The organism is Pseudooceanicola onchidii, from assembly GCF_004959925.1.
Classification (GTDB): Bacteria; Pseudomonadota; Alphaproteobacteria; order Rhodobacterales; family Rhodobacteraceae; genus Pseudooceanicola; species Pseudooceanicola onchidii.
Genome location: NZ_SPUW01000001.1, coordinates 1,140,014 through 1,165,772 on the forward strand (window position 1 = coordinate 1,140,014; position 25,759 = coordinate 1,165,772).

16 protein-coding genes are annotated in these 25,759 nt (G+C 64.6%); 10 read left to right on the top strand and 6 right to left on the bottom strand.

The window, feature by feature from the left end; genetic code table 11:
* Positions 1–594: 594 nt before the first annotated feature.
* Both E4S58_RS05475 and E4S58_RS05480 read right to left on the bottom strand, forming a co-directional pair.
* A complete protein-coding gene (locus tag E4S58_RS05475) occupies positions 595–4,347 on the bottom strand; it encodes a hypothetical protein (RefSeq protein WP_136635326.1) in 3,753 nt (1,250 codons plus the stop codon).
* Positions 4,348–4,476: 129 nt separating this feature from the next.
* The gene (locus tag E4S58_RS05480; protein ID WP_136635327.1) at positions 4,477–9,375 is read right to left on the bottom strand and encodes a beta strand repeat-containing protein; all 4,899 of its coding nucleotides are present in this window, start codon (positions 9,373–9,375) and stop codon (positions 4,477–4,479) included.
* A 766-nt stretch (positions 9,376–10,141) separates the two neighbouring features.
* Between E4S58_RS05480 and E4S58_RS18015 the strand changes: the two genes are divergently transcribed.
* Positions 10,142–10,816 carry a helix-turn-helix transcriptional regulator gene (locus E4S58_RS18015; protein WP_240789466.1) on the top strand — a complete coding sequence of 225 codons (675 nt, stop codon included), beginning with the start codon at positions 10,142–10,144 and terminating at the stop codon, positions 10,814–10,816.
* On the top strand, positions 10,813–11,316 hold the full coding sequence (locus tag E4S58_RS05490; RefSeq protein ID WP_136635328.1) for a hypothetical protein: 504 nt from the start codon (positions 10,813–10,815) through the stop codon (positions 11,314–11,316). Before E4S58_RS18015 ends, E4S58_RS05490 begins: the two co-directional genes overlap by 4 nt.
* Positions 11,317–11,352: 36 nt before the next feature.
* Here the strand turns inward: E4S58_RS05490 and E4S58_RS05495 are convergent, their stop codons facing one another.
* From E4S58_RS05495 to E4S58_RS05505, 3 genes are all read right to left on the bottom strand, one after another.
* Positions 11,353–11,934 carry an HdeA/HdeB family chaperone gene (locus E4S58_RS05495; RefSeq protein WP_169052603.1) on the bottom strand — a complete coding sequence of 194 codons (582 nt, stop codon included), beginning with the start codon at positions 11,932–11,934 and terminating at the stop codon, positions 11,353–11,355.
* 7 nt (positions 11,935–11,941) lie between these two features.
* Positions 11,942–13,117, bottom strand: a complete 1,176-nt coding sequence (locus E4S58_RS05500; protein ID WP_136635330.1) for a VPLPA-CTERM sorting domain-containing protein — start codon at positions 13,115–13,117, stop codon at positions 11,942–11,944.
* A gap of 166 nt (positions 13,118–13,283) precedes the next feature.
* Positions 13,284–15,356, bottom strand: coding sequence for an acetate--CoA ligase family protein (locus tag E4S58_RS05505; protein ID WP_169052604.1), 2,073 nt, complete (start codon positions 15,354–15,356; stop codon positions 13,284–13,286).
* A gap of 149 nt (positions 15,357–15,505) precedes the next feature.
* On the opposite strand from E4S58_RS05505, the gene E4S58_RS05510 reads away from it, so the two are divergent.
* The 4 genes from E4S58_RS05510 to E4S58_RS05525 all read left to right on the top strand — a co-directional run bounded on the left by E4S58_RS05510 (position 15,506) and on the right by E4S58_RS05525 (position 20,411).
* Positions 15,506–15,865 carry a hypothetical protein gene (locus tag E4S58_RS05510; protein ID WP_136635332.1) on the top strand — a complete coding sequence of 120 codons (360 nt, stop codon included), beginning with the start codon at positions 15,506–15,508 and terminating at the stop codon, positions 15,863–15,865.
* The gene (locus tag E4S58_RS05515) at positions 15,862–16,707 is read left to right on the top strand and encodes an alpha/beta fold hydrolase (RefSeq protein WP_136635333.1); all 846 of its coding nucleotides are present in this window, start codon (positions 15,862–15,864) and stop codon (positions 16,705–16,707) included. The genes E4S58_RS05510 and E4S58_RS05515 overlap by 4 nt, the downstream gene beginning before the upstream one ends.
* A gap of 66 nt (positions 16,708–16,773) precedes the next feature.
* The gene (locus tag E4S58_RS05520; protein WP_136635334.1) at positions 16,774–17,943 is read left to right on the top strand and encodes an RsmB/NOP family class I SAM-dependent RNA methyltransferase; all 1,170 of its coding nucleotides are present in this window, start codon (positions 16,774–16,776) and stop codon (positions 17,941–17,943) included.
* A 134-nt stretch (positions 17,944–18,077) separates the two neighbouring features.
* Positions 18,078–20,411 carry an ATP-binding protein gene (locus E4S58_RS05525; RefSeq protein WP_240789467.1) on the top strand — a complete coding sequence of 778 codons (2,334 nt, stop codon included), beginning with the start codon at positions 18,078–18,080 and terminating at the stop codon, positions 20,409–20,411.
* On the opposite strand, the gene E4S58_RS05530 is transcribed toward E4S58_RS05525, so the two are convergent.
* Positions 20,390–20,998 carry a sulfotransferase family protein gene (locus E4S58_RS05530; protein WP_136635335.1) on the bottom strand — a complete coding sequence of 203 codons (609 nt, stop codon included), beginning with the start codon at positions 20,996–20,998 and terminating at the stop codon, positions 20,390–20,392. The genes E4S58_RS05525 and E4S58_RS05530 overlap by 22 nt on opposite strands.
* Before the next feature lie 177 nt (positions 20,999–21,175).
* On the opposite strand from E4S58_RS05530, the gene recA reads away from it, so the two are divergent.
* The 4 genes from recA (at position 21,176) to E4S58_RS05550 (ending at position 25,699) form a co-directional block, all read left to right on the top strand.
* Positions 21,176–22,255: a recombinase RecA gene (gene recA, locus E4S58_RS05535; RefSeq protein ID WP_136635336.1), complete on the top strand. Its 1,080-nt coding sequence runs from the start codon at positions 21,176–21,178 to the stop codon at positions 22,253–22,255.
* 67 nt (positions 22,256–22,322) lie between these two features.
* Positions 22,323–22,577, top strand: a complete 255-nt coding sequence (locus tag E4S58_RS05540; RefSeq protein ID WP_136635337.1) for a hypothetical protein — start codon at positions 22,323–22,325, stop codon at positions 22,575–22,577.
* A 145-nt stretch (positions 22,578–22,722) separates the two neighbouring features.
* Positions 22,723–25,410 carry an alanine--tRNA ligase gene (alaS, locus tag E4S58_RS05545; protein ID WP_136635338.1) on the top strand — a complete coding sequence of 896 codons (2,688 nt, stop codon included), beginning with the start codon at positions 22,723–22,725 and terminating at the stop codon, positions 25,408–25,410.
* Between the two features lies 1 nt (position 25,411).
* Positions 25,412–25,699 carry a DUF1330 domain-containing protein gene (locus E4S58_RS05550; protein WP_136635339.1) on the top strand — a complete coding sequence of 96 codons (288 nt, stop codon included), beginning with the start codon at positions 25,412–25,414 and terminating at the stop codon, positions 25,697–25,699.
* Positions 25,700–25,759 lie beyond the last annotated feature (60 nt).

The window sequence follows — 25,759 nt, forward strand, 5'->3', positions numbered from 1 at the left end:
GCCGCCGGGGACGCATCAGAGGCAGGCTGTGGCGTGGTTTCCGCGACCGTTGCTTCCCCCTCCGCCGACGCAGCCGCGACCGGCGCGTTCACCGCCCCGGTTGCCTCGGCCGCATCCCCCGTCGCGACCGCATCCGCAATCGCATCGTGCTCTACGTCAGGTTGATTATGATGGGCGGACTTGCTGACCGCGTCCGCTCCTGCCGCTTGTCGCTTCTGCGACGCGCCCTCTATGGCTGTCCCGGTCGCTTCTAAAGGCGCGTCCCCGGACATTTTCGGTTCCGTGAGTGTGAATCGTGAACCCCGCCGAACTGTTGGCGTGCCGTCGCGAGAGAGTCGAACAACCGCCAGTTCCCGGTCAGGACGGTCCTTCGAAGCAGGCAACTTTGAAGCAGCGGCGGCCACGGCCAGCTCCCGCTGCGATCTGAAGATGGTGGTCTGTTGGGGAAGATCGACGCGCTGATCATAGGGCAGATACAGCGGCAGACGATTTGACGGACCTCGGCCACTGGCCGACGGATCCTTCCCCCCGGGGCGGGAATTGCCCCCTTTGGTATCGGAATAATCTTTCACTTAAAAAACCCGCATCACACAATTACGCCAACATTGTTTGCATAATGTCCGCGTTCGGCAAAGACATTTCCATCTGTGCCGCCATATCGGCCTTCATTGTCTCCATATTGGGTTTGGTCATCATGTCGTCGGACAAGAAAGCGACCGCCTCGGTCGCGAGCGAGGCTTTCATCGCGGACATGTCCGGCATGTCGGGCATCTCTGGCATCACCAGTTCGGCCTGGTGCAGCAGCGCGTCGGAATAGACTTCGCCCTGCGTCATGACGGTTGAATCGAGGCCGGTGTCCTTGACCAGCGCAAGGTTGGCCAGGGCGTTGGAGCCCATGGTGACCTGCATCTCTTCCTCGAGCCCGGCGGCGAATTCGTCGATCGCCAGCTGGACCTGGTCGTCATCGCCCAGGATGTTGGTCTGTTGAACGACATTGACGGTCTTGAAGTCGTTCTTGATGTGCAGCACCCGCAACATCTCGGTGCCCATGAACTCTTTCTGCTGCAGGATCTCGTCCGAAATCACCTGCTTGTCGTTCTGCAGGCTGTCGAGCGTCGCGGCATAGGCGTCGGTCATCTCGGTCTGGATGTCTTCGCCGATGGTGACGATCTCGGCCTGGTTGACCAGAAGGTTGTCGGCCATCTGCGCCTTCATTACCTCAGGGTCGGGCAGGGCGGGTGCCGCCGGTTCGGGGTCGGACAGCGCCAGGTCGGTGTCGCCCGTGTCCTCCCCGGCCGTGTCTTCTTCGGCCGTCGCGCCCAGGGTAGTCAGGGTTTCGGCGGCGGCGTCGATGATTTCTTCATAATCGCCAAGGTCTTCACCCGGTGCGTCATCCTGCGCCGCGGCCAGGGTCGCGATGGCGGCGTCGATGATCTGGTCAACCTCGCCCGCCTCGTCTTCTCTCGCCACATCTGCGCCCGCCTCGTCTTCGGCCAGCTCGGTAGCCACGACCGCAGCCCCCGTCGCGGCAACGGCGGCCCCTTCGGCGCTTTTCTGCGGTTGGGCCGGGGCAGGGGTGTTCTCGACGGCGACTTCAGGTTCGCTTGCAGCGAGATCTGGCGTCGGCTCGGCGTTATCCTCGGCCTCGGCCACAACCGAGACGGACTGGGTTTCGCCCGTGCCGTCTTCGCCATCGGACACCTCTGTGTCGACCACATCCACCGTGCTGTCCTCGACCTCCTCGGTCGCGACGCTGGCGCCCTCAGCGCCCGGCTCGGACGCGCTGCTGTCCGAGGTCTCAGACTGCGACACCGCGACCACGACGCTCTCTGCCGACGCCCCGTCGTCCGAGGATTGATCGCTGGAGACATCAGATTTCACATGCACCGACGACGTCTCGGAGGCCTGTGCCGATGATCCGTCCTCTCCGTCCGAGGTCGCGCTTTCGCTGGCCTCCGCCACCTCCTCGGAGGCGATCACGACGGCTTCGCTTTCACCGTCTTCGCCGGGGGTGGAGGCGCTGTCTTCAGAGGCCTCGACGTTCACCGTCTGCGCCACCACCTCACTGGCCGCGTCGCCCGCGTCGGAGCTGTCAGAGACGTCTTCGTCGACATGCACCTCGATCGATGCGGTCTCGGAAACCACGTCGGAGGTGCCGTCTTCGCCGTCGGCTTCCACGCTCTCGCTGGCCTCCGCCGTAACCTGGGTCACGACCGCGTCTGCAGCACTGTCGCCGTCTTCGCCCGCGGCGGCGGTGTCATCGGAGGCCGAGGCCTCATCGACCTCTTCCACGACTTCGGCGGTGTCATCCTCCGAACTGTCGGCAACCACTGTCTGAACGGTCACATCCACGACCGGCTCCGTGACGTCTTCGGGCGCATCGTCATCGGCCTCGATCGCCGTGTCCGTGTGCTCGATCGCCGCGCCGACCTCCGCCGCGTCGGTCTCTTCTGCCGCGCCCGTCACCTCGCTCTCCACCACCGGCACGCCGATGGTGAGGCTGTCGCTGTCGAGCAGGATGTTCATCTGCTTGATCACCGTCACGTCGATCATGTTGCCGCCGATGATGATCAGGTCGAACTGGAATCCCAGTTCCCAGGCGAAAAAGTCGTTCAGCGTCAGGTTTTCGCCCGTCCCGATCGAGAAGCTGTGGCCGGTGGCGGTGAAGCTGACGGTGTCGCTGTCGGACACGAAGTTGGTCTGCTGGGTCCAGTTGGTCTGGATCAGGTCGCCTTCGATCGTGGTGACGGCCCAGTTCGACGGGTAGCCGGTGTATTCGACGACGGCCTCTTCTTCAGGCTCGTCCCCGGCTGCGGTGTCTTCGCTGGCCGCGACCGTGTCGTCGGTGGTCTCGGGTTCAGCCGCAAGCGTGTCGTCCACTTCGGTCGTGGGCGCGTCAGAGTCCACCGCATCCGTGTTGGTGTCGGACGGGGCTGTGTCTTCCTCGACACTCAGGGCATCGGCCTCTTCCGCGGCCTTGGCGGCGGCTTCTTCGGCCTTCTGCTGGTCATACTCCTTGCGCGAGATCGTTTCGATCTTGGCGATGTTGTGCGACTGGGAGGCCGAACCGCCACCCGCTTCGTTCACCTTGGTGGTGACCGAGGTGCCGCCGATCGTCTTGGTCAGGCTGTCGGTTTCGACCAGGACGTTGGTCTGGGAAATCGCATCCAGCTTGATGCTGTCGCCGCCAACCACGAAGACTTTGGCGTCCAGCCAGGTGGAATAGATCGCGGCTTCGTTGACCAGCTGGTTGCCACCCGTGACAAGGTCATGGCCGGGTTCGTAATCCGGGTCCACGCCCGGGTTGCCATCCTGGAAATCCTGCGAAAAGTCGTGGGACAGGTCGGCGGCGTCAACGGGGTCGCCATCGGTCTCGTCTTCGGTTTCCTCGACGCCGACCGCGCCTTCGCCGGTCTCGGCCACGCCGTCGGTCGCTTCGCCGCCGGTCAGGCTGCCGTCGCCGTCCCCTGCGGCCAGCTCTGTCTCTTCGTCGGTGCCGGGCGCGCCGGTGTCGTCGTCTTCCTCGGCCGTGGTCTCTCCCTCGTCTTCCTTGAGAAACTGCGGCAGGTAGTCCTGCCATTCCGGCAGTTCCTCGACCAGCACGCCATCCAGGTGCACGCCCTGCGCGGCCTCGGCCGAGGCAAATGTCATCTCAAGCGTGCCAGGTCCGAAATCGACGGTCGTGGTGACCTCTCCGCCTTCGGCCACGGTTGTGACCGCGCCCTCAAGCGACTGCACGGCAGCCGACAGGGCGGTGGTCGCCTGAACGATGGTCTCGGTGATCTCGGTCCAGTCGCCATCGACCGTCTCGAGGCCGAGGTGGATCGGCGTCAACGTCTCGGCCAGCGCTTCCATCGCGGTCATCGCGGCCTCGGATTCGGCGCGGGCCAGCAGGCCCTGGGCGGACGTGCCGCCGATCACGTCGTTGTCCGACAGCGTGTTCTGCTGAACCACGACGGCCGCCATCGAACTGGGCGGCGACAGGACGAAGGTCATCGATCCCGCGGGCGCCATCAGGGGCGGGGGGGTGACCGGGGTGAACTGAAGCGGAAGGCTGACCGAAAGCACCTGGGCCTGGATGTCGGGCATCTGGGCCAGCTTGGCCGGGGCCGCCTTGGAGGGCGCGTCTTCCGGCGTGGGCTTGAAGCTGAGCTTGGGGTCGTAATCCTTGGGGGTCAGCGGGGCGTCGCGGCTTTCGCTCTGCGCCTCGAGCCGGGCCTGTTCCTCTTCGGCCGACTTCTGCGCCTTGAACCTCTCGTAATCGAGCCGCATGCGCGCGCTTTCGTCCGCAAGCGAGAAAAATCCGATGAAATGGGAAATGGACTCGGTGACTGCATCGTCTCTCATGGCTCAACCAACCTGCCTAAAACAAACTTCAGTCCCGGCCCGGAACGGATGCGGACCCGTAATGGTCCTTCCGGAGGGGTGAACCGGGGCCGCCACGTGCGGCCCCGGTCGTGATCAGGGTGCGGCGACTTATACGCCGTCGTCGTCTTCGCCGATGTAGCTGGTGCTGAAGGCACCACCCACGACCGTCATGTCGACGGAGTTGCCGAGGACGTTGGCGCCCATGACGATGTCCTGGTTGAACGCCGAGGTGGTGACTTGTGCCGCGGCCGAAGCGTATGCCTCGCCCTGGATATAGCCATCATCCCCGTTGCCCGACCCGAACGAGCCGCCATTGTTGCCGCCCATTCCGCCGTCGCCATTGGTGGCCGAACCACCGGCACCGCCGTTGGCCGTTCCGCCCATGACGTCACCGGACGTGGCCATGCCACCTTCGGCGTAGCCCGACGCACCGCTTGCAGCAGCTGCGTCGCCGCCCATTCCGGCGTCACCCGACATCGCGGAGACATCCCCGGATGCGCTGGTGTCCGAACCGGCCATGACGTCGTTGTCGACACCGCCACCCATTCCGGTGGTCACGGTGGTGTCGTTGTCGGTCATGGAGTCGGCCAGGGCTTCGGCTGCGATATCGGACAGGCCGCCGTAACCACCGTCACCATCGGCATAACCCGACCCGGTTGCAGTGGACGAACCGTCGACATCCGACGAAGTGGCTCCGCTTGCACCGCTGGCGGCCGACGTGGTCGACGTGCCCGTGGCGTCCTGATCGGTGGTCGAGGATGCATCCGCATCCGCGCTGCCGGTCGAGGAGTCAGCGTAGCCGGTACCGGTGCCCGAGGCATCGGCATCGTTCATGGCATCGGCAGCACCGCTGGCACCGCCGGTCCCGGTAAGCGAGCCCGACCCGGTCGCCGACGAGTCGTCGTCGGACGAAGAGGTCTGCGTCCCGCCTTCACCGGTGGTCCCGGTGTTGCCGGCGTCGCCCGTCACATCGGTGTCGAGCATGCCGGTTGCCACGTTGTTGGTTCCGCTTGCGCCGGACTGGTTGTCCGAGTTCGCAGACCCATTGGCGTTGGCGTCGTTGTCCGACATACCGGCTGCACCTGCACCGCTGGTGCCGGAGACCATGCCATCAGCCGAAGCCGACGCATCGTCGTCCGTGGAGGCCGCGCCGCCCGATGCATCTCCGGTCATGGCGTCTGCCGACGCTGCCGAGGTCACATCGCTGTCGGCCATGCCGCCGTTGCCGGACGCCGCACCACCGGCACCCGATGCTGCATCGCCCATGATGTCGGACGTCTGCGTGGCATCGTTGTCGGCCATGCCGGCACCGCCTGCTCCGGATTCGGAGTCGGTGGATCCGGTTGCCGTTCCGGTCGCGTCGTCATCGGTGGATGCCGATCCGGCCGCACCGGCACCGCCGGTTCCGTCCGCAAGCGCATCACCCGACACGTCGTTGTCGGCCATGCCCGACGATCCGGTCGCTGCACCACCTGCACCGGACCCTGCCGTCGACGAGCTGGTGCCCGTGGCGTCATTGTCCGCCGCACCGGTCGAGGCACCGCCAGCACCGGAACCGGTGTTGCTGGTCCCATCGGCCGAAGAGGTCGCGTCGTCATCGGTGGAGGCATCACCTGCCGCACCCATGCCGCCGTCACCGCTGCTGGCAACATCACCGGTCAGGTCGATGTCGGCCATGCCGCCGGCTGCGTTGGAGGCTCCGCCTGCCGCACCAGTGCTGGTGTTGGCTGCATCACCGTCCGTCGTGCCGTCGATATCGGCCATGCCCGCACCGCCGGCACCGGATTCAGAGTCGGTCGACGCCGTCCCCGTTCCCGTGCTGGTGTTCGAGCCATCCGCATCGCCCATGCCGGACGCACCGCCGTTGCCCGACGCCATCGCGTCGCCCGAGGCGTTCTGCGTGCCGGTGCCACCGGTTGCGCTGCCTGCTCCGCCTGCACCCGAGGTGCCGGAGTTGGTGGCATCGCCGCTGGTGTCGGCGTCGATGGTGGATGCACCACCCGTACCGCCCGTGGCATCGGAGTCGACGGTCGTCGTGCCGGTCCCGGTTGCCGTGTCGGTATTGGTCGCGTCACCGGATCCGCCAGCACCGCCATTCCCGCTTGCCGCAGCATCGGTCATGGTGTCCTGGTCGATCGTGCCGGTCGTACCGGTGGCTGCGCCACCCGTGCCGCCGGTGCCGGTTGCGGTGCCGTTGGCGTTGCTTGCACCGGACGCATCGCCCGAGGTCGCATTGCCATTGCCGCCGTCGCCACCGGTTGCGTCACCCGCAACGGCCACGTCGACGTCCAGCAGGGCACCTTCGCCCGCGCCGCCGCCTTCGACTTCGGCTTCGCTTTCAGCTTCGCCGCCTGCACCGCCGTCTGCGTCTGCACCGGTCGCCCCGAGGGCCCCGCTGTAGCCTTCAACGTCGGCGTCGACTTCTTCGCTGTCGCCTGCGTCGGCATCCGCATCGGATTCCGCACCGGTCAGGCCCAGGGCACCGGCACCGTTCTCGGCGTCGCCGCCCGAACCACCGTCACCTTCGGCTTCACCCTCGGCTTCGACTTCGAAGTCGCTGGTCACGTCACCTTCGACGTCGCCACCCGTGCCGCCGTCGGCGTCAGAGGTCGCGTCGGCGTCGGCATCGCCGGTTGCATCGCCGGACACGTCACCGGTTTCGCCACCATCGGCATCGGCCGAGGATTCGAAGTCGGTGTCGGCATCGCCCTCGGCTTCGTTTTCAGCGTCGCCTGCGTCACCGCTGGTCGCGTCAACATCGCCTTCAGCTTCGGAGTCGACCGAGCCATCCACGTTGCCGTCGATGTCCCCGGCGTTCCCGCCTTCGACACCTGCCAGGCCAAGCGTTGCCGCGTTGCCTTCGGCCGTGCCGTCAACGTCACCCGAGTCGCCGCCGTCGGCGTCCGAGTCGGACTCGGCTTCGACGTCGTTTTCGCCTTCGGCTTCGTTTTCGGCGTCGCCACCGTCACCGCCATCGGCATCGGCATCGCTGTCGGTCGCCGCGTCGGAACGGGCGTCGAACGCGCTGTCGGCATTGCCGGTGTCGCCACCCATGCCATCAACGTTGCCATCGGCCGTTGCATCCGCGTCCGAGTCGGAGTCCGCATCACCGGAGTTGCCGGCTTCGATCTCGTTCTCGCTTTCCGCGTCACCCGAGGCGTCGCCTTCGGCGTTGGTGTCGACATCGCCACCGTTGCCACCATCGGCATCGGCATCGCTGTCGGACCGTGCGTCTACGGTTCCGTCGACGTCGCCGTCGATGTCCCCGGTGTCGCCACCGTCTGCATCACCTGCAGTGTCGGCATCCATGTCGGATTCGTGCTCGGCTTCCGCGTCGCCCGAGTTGCCGGCTTCGATGTCGTTTTCGGTCTCTGCTTCACCCTGGGCAAGCGATCCGGCCAGCTGACCGACTTCGCCGGTGTCGCCACCTTCGCTTTCGGCATCGCTGTCGGTTGCGGCATCGGCGCGGCCATCGACGGTTCCGTCGACATCGCCACCGTCACCACCTTCGCTGTCGCCGTCGGCGTCCGCATCGGCCGAGGCATCGACGTCGGTATCGATGTCACCGGTGTCGCCGGTGTCGCCTTCGGCTTCGGCTTCGACGTCGGAGTCGACGTCCGTTTCGGCCGTCTGGTCGATGTCGCCGCCGTTGCCGGCTTCGCCGTCAACGTCGCTGTCGGTTTCCGAAGTGGTGTCGACGTCGACGTCGCCGTCGGTGTCGCCGCCATTGCCGGATTCGGCATCGGCATCCGAGTCGCTCAGACCAAGGCCAAGGCCGTTGCCACCGCTGGTCGCATCGCCCGAGTCGCCGCCGTCGGCGTCGGTTTCGGTGTCGGCTTCCGCTTCGACTTCCTGGTCGGATTGCGCGTCGGCAGACCCGGTGTCACCACCGTCAACGTCGCTGTCGACTTCGGAGTCGCTTTCGGTATCAACGGTGTTTTCGCTGTCCGCGTCACCGCCGTTGCCGCCACGGCCTTCGACATCGCTGTCGGTTTCGGCCGAGGAGTCACCGCTGTTGTCGGAGTCGTTGTCGCCACCGTTGCCGGCTTCGCCATCAGCAGAAGCGTCGACTTCGGCGCCTTCAGCGTCGTTGCCGGATGCATCAACTTCACCGCTGTCGCCGCCCGACCCTGCGTCGGCTTCGGCTTCGCCGGTGTCACCGCTTTCGCCGCCCTTGGCATAGGCGTCGCCGCCTTCCACTTCGTCGGTTTCCGCGTTGCCGCCTTCGGACTTGGCAAAGCTGCCGCCTGCCGCGCCGTCTGCGCTGACGCTGATGCCGTCGCCGGATTCAGCATGGCCCCCGTGCGCGTCGCCCGACTGGGTGAAGTCGCCGGAGTTGGACACGGACGCTTCTTCCAGCGTGTCGTTGTCTTCCAGGTGGATGTTCTGCGGAATGACGAAACCAGCGTCGTTGCCTTCGCCGGTGAGAGAGCCGTTCAGCAGGTTGTCGACGTTGAAGTCGTTGCCCGGATCATAATCGACGTTGCCGTCGGCCATGATGAAATCGGACATTTCAGAGGACTCGAGATCGAAGTCGCCGAAGTCGTCGTCGCTCGGGTCGTAGCCTTCCAGGGACAGGTCCACGTCAACGTCGACGTCGCTGGTGTTTTCGACGGTGTTGGTCGCGTCCGAAGTGCTTTCGGAGGTGCTGTCACTGTCGCTGTCGCTGTCCGAGGAGGTTTCACCGTTTGCCGTCGCCGACGTGGTGCCGGTGTTGGTGTTGGTGTTGTTCGCGGACTGGTTGCTCGTGTTGGTGTTGGAGTTCTGGTTGTCTCCGTTCGCCGAAGCGTTCGAGTCCGTCGTGTTGGTGTTGTAGTTTTCGTTGGTCGACGTGGTGTCGTTGGACGAGGTCGTTTCCGTGTCGTTTGACGAGGAATTCTCGTTCGAATTGTGGTTGCCGTTGCCGTTCAGGTTGGCATCCAGCTCAAGTTCCACTTCCTTTTCGATTTCGACCTCTTTCTCGTGGTCGCCGAAACCCATCAGGTTGTTTCTAATATCCTTAGCCATCTTTCACTCTCTTTGCTGTAGTGAAAGCACCGGGCACACCGCCACTCATCTAAAAAGCGGTTACTGTCTGGTGCTTGCATGGATGTGATTGATGTGCGGCAATAAATTTCAACTGGCCGCACGTTCCAAATGCGTCAAATCCCTTTGACGAATGCCCCCCTTCCAATGTTCAGTCCGACCAAATCAGGTTTTTGAAAGGACCCGCCCGGCAATCAATCTCCGGCATGGGGTCAGTCAGGTAGTTCCGCCTGGTTCAATACGGTCGGCAGTTTCACAAAACAGACACGGGCAGCCGTATCTGCAGCTTCATACTTGCCGTAACGTCCATCCGGAGCATCCTGCCAATTCGGCTAAAATGTGGCGCATTTCGCTAAGACCCTGCACAAACGCAATAAAATTACGGCATTTCAGGGGCGGCGGCAGGATCGAGAGATGTACAGGGGCAGATTTACCTACACCTTTCGGGCAGGGATCCGCCGGGGGGCAAGGTGGCAGATGCGGCGCATTGACTCTTTAAGACATTGATTCATAATGAAAAAATAGAATGATTTATACCTTTTTTAATATTCTTGTGGATCGGTTAGATCGATTGGGTTAACGTTAGGCGTATTGAAGTATGAGAAACCGGCATGTTGTCGGTTCTGTTATTGTTACCAATGTGTTAGCCGGGGGTTATGGCATGACTCATTTTATTTCGCGGGGTTCGATGCGATCGGACGTCGGTGTGGGTGAGAGTGGAGGGGTGGTTGTTTTCGTCGGAACCCCGATGTTCTTCGCCGACAGTTTGTTGCGTTTCGTCCGGTCCGAACTGGGTTCGGTGGACATCATCCGGGTCCCTGACGCCCGTGCCCTGAAAGAACTGACCACCGTCGACAAGTCACCGCAGGTCTGCGTGCTTGAGGAATCCTTCGCTGAAGCGCCGGAAGACGACCTGGACCGCGTTGTCGCGGCGGCGGGTGATGCGCTGATCTCGGTCGCCTACTACAAGCCCGACCTGGCCCTGGCCCTTATGGGGCGGGTCAATTCGGCGGGGCAGGGCTTTGGCTTCGTGCCGCTTGGCGGGCAGATGGATGTCTGGCTGTCGGCCCTGCGCCTGCAGCTATGTGGCGAACGCTATGTTCCCGGAGAGCTGCTGGATGCGCTCGATCCCGGACATCAGCGCCCGACCGAACCGCGCAATGCCAAACCCGGGACAACCCAGCCGCGGCCCGGGGTTGCGGCAAACCTGACCGATCGGGAAATGCAGGTGCTGGAGCTCGTGTCCTCGGGCAAGCAGAACAAGTCCATCGCGGATGAACTGGGCCTGTCGGAACACACGGTGAAACTGCACATCCATCACGTGCTGTCCAAGCTCAACGTGCGCAACCGTACCGGCGCGACGCATTGGTACCTGCAGAACCGGGGCGGCGATCCCGCGCCCGGCTGGGCGGCCGAGGGGTGACGGCCGGGGGGGCGACATCGGGATCTTTCGATACGCTGCTGCAGCTTATCGGTCGGCTGACATATGTCTGGACGAACACCGAAAGCCTCCTCATCCACCTCATCGCCGGTCTGTCGGGCACCGACAAGGAAACCGCGACCGTGATCTTCCTGACGCTCAACACCACCCGGGCGCGGGTCGATCTGGTCGAACGGCTGGCCAAGCTCGACCGGACGCCTGCGTCGGATCGCAAGCGGGTGCTGGCCCTGACCCATGATGTCACGCGCCTGTCGGCGGTGCGCAACCATTATGCCCACTCGATCTATTCCTTCGACGAAGAGAAGGGAGAGGTCCGGACCATCATGATGCGCATCGCCGATCGCAAGCAGGACATCCGCATCGGCAAGACGCGATCCATCGATTCCGAGGCGATTGCCGAGATCGAGGACAACATCACCCATATCGCGGACCTGAACGCGCGCTTCTGGGCGCTGATCAAGGATCGCGGCTATCCGGTATAGCGCGGGCAGGGCGCCTGTGCGACGCCCCGGCCCGGATCACATGTTGAACAGATGAAGGATGGTGCGCCCGTCGGGCAGCCCGGTTTCGGGCAGCTTGGCCTCGCCCTGCAAGGTCCGGATCGCCTCGGCTGTCGGCTGGTCGAAGCCCTCGGGGACGGCCTCCAACCGGCCAAGCGCCACAAGCTTTTCCTGCACCTGCGTCAGAACCGAGGCATAGACGGTCAGCGCCGCCGTGCCCTGACGCAGTTCGACCAGCTGCTCTGGTTCGGTCAGGCGCTGCGGCTTGAGGTAGTTCACGTAGGTGACCGTCGCCTGCACCAGCGGCTTGTCGGGGTTCTGGCCGCAGAACTGCGAAATCTGCGCCATGATGATGTCGGGTGTCTGCCAGGGCGTCAGGTCGAAGGTGTCTTCGGAATAGCCCGACGCGGCGGTCAGATAGCCCAGCACCCAATGCGCGGCGGCGCTGTAACGGTCCTGGTCCTGCGTATCGCGCGCCTTGATCAGGTCGGCGCACATCATCGCACCGGCCCCTTCCACCGCTGCGGTTTGCGCCATGGCCGGGGCCGACAGCGACATCGCCCCCCCGATCAGGAGGAGCGATGCAATGTTTCGGATCACGGCCATCTCAGCACGCCGCCTTGCGGCGACGCATCAGGCCCAGGCCGCCCAGACCGGACAGCACAAAGACCAGCGACGCGGGCAGCGGCACGGCGGGCGTGTCGGTGTCGATCGTGATCGGTGTCTGGGTCACGGTCGCACCGCCCGCGTTCTGACCAAGCGAGATGCCGGTGACGAAAGCCATGATGTCGTCCGGATCCAGCCCGAGGGTCGGATCGATCCCGGTCAGCGTGAACGAGGTCACGCCGGGGCCGAAAAAGATCTCCTGACCGCTGGCGATCGACTGCTCCAGTCCATCGATGGTCAGGATGTAGCCGTCCGGATCGGCCACCGCGTCGAAGGTCGGCGCCTTGACCGAGGCGAAAGTCGATCCCTCGACCTCGTAGGTGTAGCCGACCGAAATGACCGGGTCGATGAAGATCAGCTGACCGGGCACGACATCGACCGGGATGGTGAAGACGAAGGGATCGCCGGGCTCGGACGTGCCGTCGGTGTCGGGCAGGAAGGGATCGCTTTCGTCGGTTCCGCCCGCATGGCCGATCGGCCCGGTGGTGACCATGACAAGCTCGGCCGTGTCCGAATGGATCACCGGGCCGCCGGGGGCTTCGACTTCCATCTGGACGTCGTCGATATAGACGATCTGCGTGCCGCCGGGTTCGAAGGTCGCCAGGTATCCGCAGTCATTCACCCCGTCGCAGAACTGGAAGGGGCCGGGGCCCGCGGCATAATAATAGCTCCCGTTGTCCAGACCGAACCCTTCGATGTCGCGGCTGCCGTCGTCGCCGATCGTGCCTTTGCCATCCAGCGTGAAGACCAGCCCGCGCGCCCCGCCCAGGATCGGCGCGGCAATCGGCGTCTCGTCGCTCGGGGTGACCACGGTTGTCGCCATGGCCACGACGGGGAAGTTCAGAGAGAAGATGTCGAACGACGTCGTCACCGAGTCGCTTTGGTACGTCGCGGTCAGATCCAGAACCTCGCCTTCGAACGACGAAATCTGGCCGTTGCCATTCAGATCTTCCGCCAGGAAAGCGCCCGAGAACGTGCCGCCGTCAGAAAATCCGCCTTGCGTGAATTCGAAGATCGACGCGGTGCCTTCGTAGCCTTCGAAATAGCTTGCCGCATGGCCCATCATGGGGGCGGCGATCACCAGCGCGGTCGACAGAAGAAGCGGGGTCTTGGTCATGCAAATGATCCTGGGAATTGACGTAATTTAGCCAAACGATTGACATTTTTGCCGGAAGGTCAAGCGTTCTGATCCAGTCAGTGTGCATCGAAATTGTCGCAGGACATGCGCGGTGGCAGCCGTGCCGCAGGGGATGCGGTGACGGAGTTGCAAACTGTTCGTTCCGCTACGTTGTCCGTGGCCCCATACGGATCAGCGCATCCAGCCGCATCACGCCCGTTCCGCCGATGAGGATCGGGTTGATCTCGGCCTCCTCGACGCGGGGATGGGTGCAGATCTGGCTGACGGCGACGATCACCTGGGCCAGCGCCTCAAGATCGCCGGTCGGATGGCCGCGATACCCCCGCAGGGGCGCGAACGTGCGGATGTCGCGGATCATGTCACGCGCAGTTTCCATTGATACCGGGGCGGGCCGCATCGTCGCATCGCCCAGCACTTCGGCCAGGACGCCGCCCGCAGCCAGCGTGACCAGTGGCCCGACCAACGGATCACGGGTCACTCCGATCAACGCCTCGCCAAGGCCCGATGCCATCTCCTGCACGAGGATTCCGGTGACCGGCGCGGAAACGGTTTCGCACATGTCCCGGATCGCATCGGCAAGCGCGGGCCTGCCTGCAATGTTCAACCGGATCGCCCCGGCGTCGGTCTTGTGCGGCAGATCCGGGGATACCAGTTTGGCGACAACGGGATAGCGCAGGTTGACCTCCCCCGATCCATCCGGGATCAACACCACCTGGCGGGGTGCGGGAATGGTCAGGGCGTCGAACACTGCGCCTGATGTGACCTCGTCCAGGATCCCCTCGGGTGCGGCGTCCAGCAAGGTCAATGCGGCCTGAGGCAGGTCGGGCAGAGGGCGATCCATCCTCGCGGGCGGCGTGAACAGCGCGGCAAGGCTTTCCGCGCAGCTTTCCGGTGTCACGAGGGCCGGGACGCGCGCGTCGGCCAACCGTTTCAACACGTCCGGCGCGTGGGGCAAGGGCATGACGACAATCGGCGCGTCGCCCTCCCGCCCCGATCCGATGGCTGACAGGATCGGATCCACGGCAAGATCGGGGTTGAACTGCGCCGACGACCCGGGCGCGATCACCAGAACGCCCGTTTCGGGATCGGACCGCAACGCGCGGATCACGCGGCTCATCACGTCCGCCCGCGCCCCTGCCAGTGTCACGTCGACCAGCTTGCCGGTCCCCAGCTTGATGCCCTCTGGCTCCAGCTCGGCCCGGGTCGCGGCGCCGCAGCCCGTCACGGGGACACCTCGGGCGCTGATCTGGTCCAGAACCATGCCGCCGCCGCCCCCTGTGGTCGTCAGTACGGTGACGCTTCGGGGCCGCGCCGACGAGGGTCGGGCCTGCGCCAGGGTGCGGGGCGTATCCAGAAGCGCGTCAAGAACCGTCACCTCGGCTATGCCAATATCCCTGAGGAAGCAGGATATTGCCCCGCGCGCCCCGGACAGTGCCCCGGTGTGCGACACGGCAAGGTGCTGCCCGTCATCGGACTGTCCGACGACATAGGCGACCACGGGCTTTCCGCGTGCCTGCGCGGCCCTCGCGAAGGTTTCCAGCGCGGACGGGTTTCGCAGGGTTTCCAGGAACAGCGCAAAGCACTCCGTGGCCGGGTCGTCCAGAAGCACAGACCCAAGTGTCCCAACGTCCGTGACCGCCTCGTTCCCGACCGAAACCAGCGTGGAGAACCCCGCGCCCCGTGCTGCCCCACGCGACGCCAGCGTGCCAATCATCGATCCGGACTGTGACAGAACGCTCAATCCGCCTGAGGGGATGTCCGTGGCCGCGAAGGCCGCGTTGGCGGTGCAGTAGAACCCGCCTGGCACATGCACGACGCCGGTCGAATTGGGGCCGATCAACGTGATCCCGGCTTCGCGCGCGATGGCCGCGATCCGGTCCTGACGCGCGACGCCTTCTGCCCCTGCCTCGGCAAAGCCGTCTGCCAGCATCGACACCACCTTCACCCCTGCGGCCGCGCACCCCTCGAACGCGGTGATCGCCGGATCCGCGTTCAGCAGGATGTAGGCGTGATCGACCGGACCGGCCTTGTCGATGGAGGGCAGGGCGGGCAGGCCCAGAACCGTATCGCGCGACGGGTTGATCGGCAGGATCTCTCCGGCGAAACCCTGTGCCATCATGAACCGCTGAGGCCGCGCCGTCAGCCGTGTCACCGTGTCGGACGCCCCGATCAGCGCGACGCGTTTCGGGGCGATCAATGCCTGTAGATGCGATGTCACTGCGGACTCCGTGATGAATGTCATACCGTATTGGGGCGCATACGCCCCTGTACGTATGCGTTTACCCCGACCAATTTCCAAACGGTATACCATAATGGGGCTTGCGTCACCCGGGCTGTCGCCTACGATCATCCGGGGGAGGATCACCAATGTTCCAAACGCTGACGCACACCGTCGCGCCCGGCAGTCCCGTGGCCGCCATGGCGCCCGGGCTCGACTGGCAGCTTGTCTTGCGCACCGGGCCCGAGGACCACGCCGTCACCATCCGGGACGGTGCCGTGATGCAGGTCACCCAAGGACCGTTCGTGATGCCTTCGTGGCACACCCGCATCAGCGCCTCGGTCGAGGAATGGCGGGCCTTCCTGGTGCCGGTGCCCAAGCCCGGCCATCATGACATCATCGCGCTGCTGCGACGCGGGGCGGTGCAGTTCGACGGCGATCTTCATCCGCTCATGGCGCACCTGATGTATGTCAAACGGATGTTCGAGACCCTGAGGGTGGCAGAATGACTGTTTTCATCGAGCCCATCACGGGCCGCTATGCCCATATCGAGATCGACGGCACGCCGCATCGCATCTACTGGGAAGAGGCCGGGGCAGGCATCCCGCTGATCTGTCTGCACACCGCCGGCAGCGACGGCCGACAATACCGTGCTGTCCTGAATGATGCTGAAATCACGAGACATTTCCGCGTGATGGTCTTCGACATGCCCCGCCACGGGAAATCCTCGCCGCCTGCCGGTACGGTGGATGAGGACTATGCGCTGACCTCGGATGCCTATGTCGCGCAGATCCTCGCGTTTTGCGACGCGATGGAGCTCGCGGCCCCGGTCGTCATGGGTTGTTCGATCGGCGGACGGATCGTTCTGCATCTGGCGCTGCGCCATCCTGACCGGTTCCGGGCCCTGATCGGATTGCAAAGCTCGGCCCGTGTGGCGCCCTATTACGACACGTCCTGGCTGGACCGGGCCGATGTCCACGGCGGACGGATCTGTGGTGCGATCGCCTATGGCCTGATGGCGCCGCAAAGCCCCGAGGCCGACCGCGACGAGACGCGCTGGCACTACATGCAGGGTGGTCCCGGGGTCTTCAAAGGCGACATGTGGTTCTACAAGGTCGATGGCGACATGACCGACAAGGTGGCGCAGATCGATCCGGGTCGTGTGCCGATCCATCTGTTGACCGGCGAATATGACTATTCCTGCACCCCGGCCGACAGCGCCGTTCTGGCGCGCACCCTTGGCGTCGACCTGACCGTCATGCCCGAAATGGGGCATTTCCCGATGTCCGAGAACCCTAAGATGTTCCTGGAATACCTGCGGCCGGTGCTTGCTGGCATCCGCTCGGCCTAGGTCGCGCGACAAAACGGCTTTCCCCCGCCGGGTCCTGCCGCTATCCGGTCCCGGAAGGAGCCCGCCATGACACCCGCCGCCCGCATCGCCACAGCCGCTGAACTGACCGACCTGATCCTTGCCGGGGAACCGGCGGAAAAGGCGCTGACGACCTGGGCGCGGCGGTCGCGGTTCGCCGGATCGAAGGACAGGGCGGCCATTCGCGATCACGTTTTCGACGCTCTGCGGTGCCGTCGCAGCTACGCTGCCCTCGGCGGGTCCGAAACCGGGCGCGGATTGATGCTGGGCTGGTGCCTGGCGAATGACGTTCCGCCTTCGGAGGTCTTTACCGGCGAAGGCCACGGCCCGGCCAGCCTGTCGGAGGCAGAGCGGTCGCGGGTTGAAAAGCCGATCGACCTCAATGACTTGCCCGGCCCGATCGCCGGCGACATGCCCGATTGGATCTGGCCGCAGCTTGAAGACGCGCTCGGGGATCAGGTGGCATCAGTCTGCGCCCAGCTGCGCCACCGCGCGCCGGTCTTCCTGCGCGTGAACCTGCGCAAGATCTCTCGCGATGATGCGAGTGCGCTGCTGGCGGCGCAGGGGATCGCGACCCGCCCCCATGCATGCGTCGATACAGCCCTTGAGGTGACCGACGGCGCCCGGCAGATTGCCCGCAGCGACGCCTATATCGACGGGCTGGTCGAACTTCAGGACGCGGCCTCCCAAGCGGTGACCGATGCCCTTGATCTGCGCGACGGAATGAGGGTTCTGGATTATTGTGCCGGGGGCGGCGGCAAGACGCTGGCGATGGCCGGGCGGGCGAAGGCGACCTTCGTGGCCCATGATGCCAATCCGGCACGGCTGCGCGATCTGACGGATCGTGCCGCGCGGGCCGGGGTGCGGGTCCAGCTGACCTCGGCGCCGAAGGGCCCCTTCGACCTCGTTCTGTGCGATGTGCCCTGTTCCGGCAGTGGGTCCTGGCGTCGCGCGCCCGAGGGCAAGTGGATCCTGACGCCCGAGGCGCTTGAGCGGTTGAACACGACGCAGGACGACATCCTTGACCAAACCGCGCCGCTTGTCGCCGAGGGCGGGACGCTGGCCTATGCGACCTGTTCGCTGCTACGCTCGGAAAACGAAGACCGGGCGCAGTCTTTCATCGACCGCCACCCGGAATGGACATTGCTGGATCAGCGCCGCTGGCATCCGGGACCGGACGGAGACGGGTTCTTTCTGGCGCGATTTGCGAAAAAATGACGAGACTGACCTGATCCTGGATCCGTGTTAACCATTGATTAACGACCTTCTGCGGTAATGTCGGCGGGGACCGGCCAGGCTGCAGAAGGACGCCACGAGTGTACCAGTCGCAACGTATTGAGGGGCCATCCGTGATGCCGCGCCCGCTCACCTCCGCCTCGTCGCCGATCTCCGGTGCCCAGTCCGTCCTGGGCCCCGGTCAATCAAGCCTGCGCGTGTCCGCGGGCCTTCTGCTATTGTCGATCGCCCTTTTCGTGCTGGCGCTGGTCGTGGCCGAGATGGGGCGCTTCACCACCACGGGCCTCGTGCTTCTTTCCGTTGCAGTGACGCTGTCGATCATCGCGGGCGGCCTCAGCCTGCGCACGGTGATGCGGCGATACGGCAGGGACGAAGCGGCAGCGATGACCGCGCTGCTTGACCAGATGCCATCTGCCGCCATCCTGACCGACAAGCACTGTTCCGCGCTGGCCATCAATGCCGCAGCGCGCGACCTGCTGCGACTGCCCCTGGCGCGCCACGGGCCCGATGCCCCCCGGCTGCCGGAATTTCTGACGACCGCCCTGCGCCAGATCGAAGAGGGGCCGGATCCGGACGGCGCGGTGACCTTCGCCGATGGCCGACATTGGACCCTGACCAGTCGGCACGTACCCGGCGACCGCATCCTGTGGTCGGTGTCCCAGGCGGACCAGGCCGATCAGGCGTTGAACATGGTGCCGATCCTGACCCTTGATCGGGACGGCACCATTTCGCAGCTGAACGACTGCGCCCGCGGGTTCCTCGGCGGGGTGCCTGCGCGGGCCTCTGATGTGACCGATGCTCCGCTTCCTGCCTCGGGCCATGTGGTCACGCTGACCACGGTCAAGGGCAAGCGGACCGTTCTGGTCACCGACCTGCCCGCGCCGCTGGATCAGCGCCGGGTGGCCCTTGTCCCGGTCACGACCGGTGCCGCACCTCTGGCCGATGTGGTCGAGGCGCCGGTCCGCGATTGGGACCGTTTCGAAAATCTTCCCGTGCCGCTGCTCTGGCTCAGCCCCGAAGGCCACGTCCAACGGGCCAACCGCAGCGCCTTGTCCCTGATTGGCCCGCAGTGCACGCCCGGCACCTATCTGGGGGATCTGACCGAAGGTCTGGGGCGTCCGATCGCCGACTGGCTGGACGAATCCCTGCAGGGTCAACGGATGCAAAGCCCGGAATTCCTGCGGGTGACCAGCAGCGATACCGAAGTTTTCGTGCAGATGTCGCTGAAACCCGTGCAGGACGGCGATGAGATATCGTTGCTTGCGGTTCTGTCGGACGCGACCGAGCTCAAGACGCTCGAGGCGCAGTTCGTGCAAAGCCAGAAGATGCAGGCCATCGGGCAGTTGGCGGGGGGCGTGGCGCATGACTTCAACAACCTGCTGACCGCGATCTCGGGCCATTGCGACCTGTTGCTGCTGCGCCATGACCAGGGGGATCCCGACTACGCCGATCTCATGCAGATCAACCAGAATGCCAACCGCGCCGCGTCTCTTGTCAATCAGCTGCTGGCCTATTCCCGCAAGCAGACCCTCCGCCCCGAGGAGGTCGACCTGCGCGAAACCGTGTCGGACCTGACCCATCTGCTGAACCGCCTGGTGGGCGAAAAGATCACGCTCTCGTTCAGCCACGACCCGGTGCTGCAATCGATCCGGGCGGACAAACGGCAATTGGAACAGGTGCTTATGAACCTCGTGGTCAATGCCCGCGACGCGATCCCCGGCAACGGAGAAATCAGGATCGTCACCGAAAGCGTCACCCACGACACCCCGGTGACGCGCGACCGCGCGACCGTACCGCCGGGCGATTATGTCAGCGTCAAGGTCATCGACACCGGCTGCGGCATCCCGCCCGAACGGCTGAACAAGGTCTTCGAACCCTTCTATACGACCAAACGTATAGGCGAGGGCACGGGGCTTGGCTTGTCGACGGCCTATGGCATTATCAAGCAATCCGGCGGCTACATCTTCGTGGACAGCACCCTGGGGCAGGGCACCTGTTTCACGCTGCTGTTCCGGGCCTACAAGGACGATCAGAAGGTGAAGAAAGAGGTGAAGGAAAGCAGCAAGGCGTCGGTCCGCCACGGCGATGGTGTGGTGCTTCTGGTCGAGGACGAGGCACCGGTGCGGGCCTTTGCATCCCGGGCGCTGCGGTTGCGGGGCTACAAGGTGCTCGAGGCGGAAAGCGGCGAAGAGGCGCTTGAGATCCTGTCGGACCCGGCGGTGAAGGTCGACATCTTCGTGTCGGATGTGGTCATGCCGGGCATGGATGGCCCCACCTGGGTGCGCAAGGCCTTGGAAACACGAAAGGATGTCCGCGTGATCTTCGTGTCGGGCTATGCCGAGGAAAACTTCGGCGACGAACAGTCACGCATCCCGAATTCGGTCTTCCTGCCCAAGCCCTTCTCGCTCAGCGAGCTGACGCAGACGGTTCAGGGCGTCGACGTCGGCTGAAGGCTGTTGTACAGCGCGAACTCAGCCGCGCATTTGCGCCGCAGCTTCGCCTCCATCTCGGGTGACAGGCTCAGCGTCATCTCGGGGGACACGTTTTCGCGCGTCAGCGTGATCTCGCGGTTCAGGCGGTCTTCCAGGAACATGTGCAGGGAGGCCTGGTCCTCGTACCGGAACAGGCGCGTGACCGCAGTGCCATTGCCCGCCGGTTCGACGAACTTCGCCTGGCTGCCGACGTTGGCATAACCAGGCTGTTCGCCCCGGCAATAGCCCTCGACGAAGTCGTCGAAGCTTACATCGTATGTATTGTTCGGCCGCCCCTCCATGAATGGCCTGCGGCGGTATCGATACCAGCTGCCCAGCCAGGACACCGGTTCACGGATGACGGCAATGATTTCAAGGTCTTCGCCCACGAATTTCTCAAGCATCGGCCGGAAGAAACGGTTGTAACGGAAGACCGGGGCATGCTTCAGATCCGGCGGGTCGTTCACCAGGATATCGGCCGAGGGTCCAAGCGCCTTTTCCCAGGCGGTCGTCCCGGTTTTCGGCACCGACAGGAACACCAGTTTCGCCTTGCCGAAGACCATCATTGTCCCAAATTCCTTGCCGTCGCCCGCGTCAATACTTCCTTAACCAGACTCACGTTCACTGGCGAGCAGTAAAGATTTTTGTTGAAATGTTCTCTTTTTGGTCTCATATGGAACAAGAGGCGAACAAAGGCGGTCATTGCCGCCATTTATCGGGTATGAAATAAGGGGCTGAACCAGATGGCAACGGCAGATCTTCTCTCCATGGATAGCAAGCGCGACGCGAACAAACAAAAGGCGCTGGACAGTGCCCTGGCCCAGATCGAACGGCAGTTCGGCAAGGGATCAATCATGAAACTGGGCGGCAAGGACGCCATCCAGCAGATCGAGGCGACCTCCACCGGCTCTCTCGGGCTCGACATCGCGCTCGGGATCGGCGGCCTGCCCAAGGGCCGCATCATCGAAATCTACGGGCCCGAATCTTCGGGCAAAACCACGCTGACCCTGCACTGCGTGGCCGAGGAACAGAAAAAGGGCGGCGTCTGCGCCTTCGTCGACGCCGAACATGCGCTTGATCCCGGGTATGCGAAAAAGCTGGGCGTCGACCTCGACGAACTGCTGATCTCGCAGCCCGACACCGGCGAACAGGCGCTTGAGATCACCGATACGCTGGTCCGCTCGGGCGCGGTGTCGATGGTCATCGTCGACTCGGTCGCGGCCCTGACGCCGAAATCCGAACTTGAAGGCGACATGGGCGATTCCAGCGTCGGCGTACACGCCCGCCTGATGTCCCAGGCCATGCGCAAGCTGACCGGGTCGATCGCGCGGTCGAACTGCATGGTCATCTTCATCAACCAGATCCGGATGAAGATCGGCGTCATGTTCGGCTCGCCCGAAACGACCACCGGCGGCAACGCGCTGAAATTCTACTCCTCCGTCCGCCTCGACATCCGCCGCATTGGCGCGATCAAGGAACGTGACGAGGTCGTGGGCAACCAGACCCGCGTGAAGGTCGTGAAGAACAAGGTCGCGCCGCCGTTCAAGCAGGTCGAGTTCGACATCATGTATGGCGAGGGCATTTCCAAGACCGGCGAACTGCTGGACCTCGGCGTCAAGGCCGGCGTGGTCGAGAAATCGGGCTCCTGGTATTCCTACGGCGACGAACGCATCGGTCAAGGTCGTGAAAACGCCAAGCAGTTCCTGAAGGACAACAGCGAAATCGCCCTCGCGATCGAAGACAAGATCCGCGCCGCCCATGGCCTGGAATTCGACATGGCGGATATCGACAAGGTCGAAGACGACGACGTGCTTGACGCGTGATCCCCGATCAGACTGACTGACCATCGCCCGCCGCGTCCCGGCGGGCGATCTTCATTCGGGGCAGGGCATGGCACACCAAAACCACGTCATCCAGTCGATCAACCTGAGCGGCGAGGCGATCTGCGTCGACATCTTCCGCCGCCCCGACGGCAGTTTCGGCTTTGACGAATTCCGCCGTGACCCCGAGGACGGGCGCGGCTGGTATTCCATCGGCTATCACGGCGACCGAAGCTTCCCGACCGAAGCCGCCGCCCGCGCCGCCGCACTGGCCGAGGTTCCTTGGCTGTCAGAGGCCATGCCCCCGTCAAGACCCGCGACCTGAGCCCCTTCTTCTGGTCCAAAATACCTCGGGGTGCGGGGCAGAGCCCCGCGGGCGTCGCTTTCTGCGCGTCATTTGCCTTTACCCCCTGACGCACAGGGTTTATCCCCGCTCTAACCGGAATTCTGACCGAAAGACCGCAGAGATCATGACTGGCCTCGCCGATATCCGCTCGACCTTCCTCAACTACTTCGCCAAGCAGGGGCACGAGGTCGTGTCCTCAAGCCCGCTGGTGCCGCGCAATGACGCGACGCTGATGTTCGCCAACTCGGGCATGGTGCAGTTCAAGAACCTGTTCACGGGCGTCGAAACCCGCGATTACACCCGCGCCACCACCGCGCAGAAATGCGTGCGCGCCGGGGGCAAGCACAATGACCTCGACAACGTCGGCTACACGGCGCGGCACCACACGTTCTTTGAAATGCTGGGGAATTTCAGCTTCGGCGACTATTTCAAAACCGACGCGATCCCCTTTGCGTGGGAGTTGGTGACCAAAGAATTGGGCATCCCCAAGGACAAGCTGCTGGTCACGGTCTACAAATCCGATGACGAGGCTGCCGAGATCTGGAAAAAGGTCGCGGGCCTGTCCGACGACCGTATCATCCGCATCGGCGACAAGCCTGACGGCGGGTCCGACAACTTCTGGCAGATGGGGCCGACTGGTCCCTGCGGCCCCTGCACCGAGATCTTCTTTGATCACGGCGAAAAGTTCTGGGGTGGCCCTCCGGGATCACCCGAGGAAGACGGCGACCGGTTCATCGAGATCTGGAACCTCGTCTTCATGCAGTTCGAACAGTTCGAGGACGGCTCGCGCCGTGACCTTGCTGCGCAGTCGATTGACACCGGCATGGGCATCGAACGGGTCGCCGCGCTGCTGCAGGGGACCAACGACAACTATGCCACCGACCTGATGCGCGCCCTGATCGAGGACAGCGCGCACAAGACCTCGACCGATCCCGACGGGCCGGGCAAGACGCATCACCGCGTGATCGCCGACCACCTGCGCTCGACCTCCTTCCTGATCGCGGATGGGGTGATGCCCTCGAACGACGGGCGCGGCTATGTGCTGCGCCGGATCATGCGCCGCGCCATGCGCCACGCGCACCTGCTGGGCGCCAAGGATCCGCTGATGCACCAGCTGGTGCCGGAACTTGTCCGCCAGATGGGTGAGGCCTATCCCGAACTGCGTCAGGCCAAGGCGCTGATCGAGGAAACGCTGAAGCTGGAAGAAACCCGGTTCCGTCAGACGCTTGACCGCGGTCTGAAGCTGCTGGACGACGAATTGTCCGGGCTGGACGACGGCGCCGCGTTGCCCGGCGAGGCGGCGTTCAAGCTCTATGACACCTACGGTTTCCCGCTGGACCTGACGCAGGATGCGCTGCGCGAAAAGGGCCGCACGGTCGACACCGACGGTTTCGACAGCGCGATGGCCGAACAGAAGGCCAAGGCCCGCGCCGCCTGGGCCGGGACGGGCGAATCCGCCGACCTTGCCATCTGGTTCGACATCGCGGACGAACATGGTGCGACGGATTTCCTGGGCTACGACACCGAGATCTCCGAAGGGCAGATCATCGCCATCGTCAAGGATAGCGCGGCGGTCGACGCGCTGGCCCCGGGCGAAGAGGGCTGGATCATCACCAACCAGACGCCGTTCTACGGCGAGTCGGGCGGTCAGGTCGGCGACACCGGCCTGCTGCGTCGTTTGGACAACGAGGACGAGATCGCGACCGTCACCGACACCCAGAAGATGGGCGGGGGCAAGATTTCCGCCCACATGGTCAAGACCGGGCAGGGCGCCTTCAAGGTCGGCGATGCCATCGCGCTCGAGGTCGATCACGCCCGACGCAGCACGATCCGAGCCAACCATTCGGCCACGCACCTGCTGCACGAGGCCCTGCGCGAGGCGCTTGGAGATCACGTCGCGCAGCGTGGCTCGCTCAACGCGCCGGACCGGCTGCGGTTCGACTTCAGCCACACGCAGGCGCTGACGCCCGAACAGATCGCCTCGGTCGAGGCCGAGGTGAACGCCTTCATTCGTCAGAACACGACCGTCGAAACGCGGATCATGACGCCGGACGACGCCCGGGGTCTGGGCGCGCAGGCGCTCTTTGGCGAGAAATACGGTGACGAGGTGCGTGTCGTGTCCATGGGGCGCAAGAACACCGGCAAGGGCGCGGACGGCCAGACCTATTCGCTGGAACTCTGCGGCGGTACCCATGTCACCCGCACGGGCGACATCGGGGCCTTTGCCCTGACCTCGGAAACCGCGTCTTCGGCCGGTGTCCGCCGGATCGAGGCCCTGACCGGCCAGGCGGCCCTGCAGGAACTGCGCGGCCGCGACAAGGCGCTGAGCCAGATCGAAGGCATGCTGAAAGCCACGGGCGACGAGGCCGTGACCCGCGTGAAAGCCCTGATGGACGAACGCCGCGCGCTGCAGAACGAGGTGGCGCAGCTGCGACGTGATCTGGCGATGTCCGGCGGATCCTCGGGCGGTGGCGCGGAAGCCAAGGAGATCAACGGGGTCAAGTTCCTGGCCCAGGCGATGACCGGCGTGTCCGGCAAGGACCTGCCCGCGCTGATCGACCAGTTCAAGGCGCAGATCGGATCGGGCGCTGTCCTGCTGATCGCCGATACCGGCGGCAAGGCTGCCGTGGCCGCGGGCGTGACGGACGACCTGACCGACAAGCTTTCGGCGGTCGATCTGGTGCGTGCAGCGGTGCCGGAACTGGGCGGCAAGGGCGGCGGTGGCCGTCCGGACATGGCCCAGGGCGGCGGCGCAGATGCGTCCAACGCCGAGGCCGCCATCAAGGCCGCAGAAGCCGTATTGGGAGGATAAGATGCCTGCACTCTGGATCGCACATGTCACGGTGACCGACGCCGAGGCCTATGGGAAATACGCCGAACTGGCCGGACCGGCCATCGCCAAGCACGGCGGCACCTTTGTCGCGCGCGGCGGCAAGTTCGTGCAGCTGGAAGGCAAGGAGCGCCCGCGCAATGTCGTGGCCAGGTTCCCGAGTGTCGAGGCGGCGGTGGACTGCTACAATTCGCCCGAATACCAGGAAGCGCTCGATCACGCGCGCGGCGCGAGCGAGCGGGAATTGATGGTGGTCGAAACCTCGGAATGAGGCATGATCCGGGGGAGGGGCGCTGCCCCTCGGCGGCGCTGCCGCCTCACCCCGGAGTAC

Coding starts and splice junctions, on each gene's coding strand:
- E4S58_RS05475 (WP_136635326.1), bottom strand. CDS start 4,347: ATGAGAGACGATGCAGTCACCGAGTCCATTTCCCATTTCATCGGATTT.
- E4S58_RS05480 (WP_136635327.1), bottom strand. CDS start 9,375: ATGGCTAAGGATATTAGAAACAACCTGATGGGTTTCGGCGACCACGAG.
- E4S58_RS18015 (WP_240789466.1), top strand. CDS start 10,142: ATGTTCTTCGCCGACAGTTTGTTGCGTTTCGTCCGGTCCGAACTGGGT.
- E4S58_RS05500 (WP_136635330.1), bottom strand. CDS start 13,117: ATGACCAAGACCCCGCTTCTTCTGTCGACCGCGCTGGTGATCGCCGCC.
- E4S58_RS05510 (WP_136635332.1), top strand. CDS start 15,506: ATGTTCCAAACGCTGACGCACACCGTCGCGCCCGGCAGTCCCGTGGCC.
- E4S58_RS05515 (WP_136635333.1), top strand. CDS start 15,862: ATGACTGTTTTCATCGAGCCCATCACGGGCCGCTATGCCCATATCGAG.
- E4S58_RS05520 (WP_136635334.1), top strand. CDS start 16,774: ATGACACCCGCCGCCCGCATCGCCACAGCCGCTGAACTGACCGACCTG.
- E4S58_RS05525 (WP_240789467.1), top strand. CDS start 18,078: ATGCCGCGCCCGCTCACCTCCGCCTCGTCGCCGATCTCCGGTGCCCAG.
- E4S58_RS05530 (WP_136635335.1), bottom strand. CDS start 20,998: ATGATGGTCTTCGGCAAGGCGAAACTGGTGTTCCTGTCGGTGCCGAAA.
- recA (WP_136635336.1), top strand. CDS start 21,176: ATGGCAACGGCAGATCTTCTCTCCATGGATAGCAAGCGCGACGCGAAC.
- E4S58_RS05540 (WP_136635337.1), top strand. CDS start 22,323: ATGGCACACCAAAACCACGTCATCCAGTCGATCAACCTGAGCGGCGAG.
- alaS (WP_136635338.1), top strand. CDS start 22,723: ATGACTGGCCTCGCCGATATCCGCTCGACCTTCCTCAACTACTTCGCC.
- E4S58_RS05550 (WP_136635339.1), top strand. CDS start 25,412: ATGCCTGCACTCTGGATCGCACATGTCACGGTGACCGACGCCGAGGCC.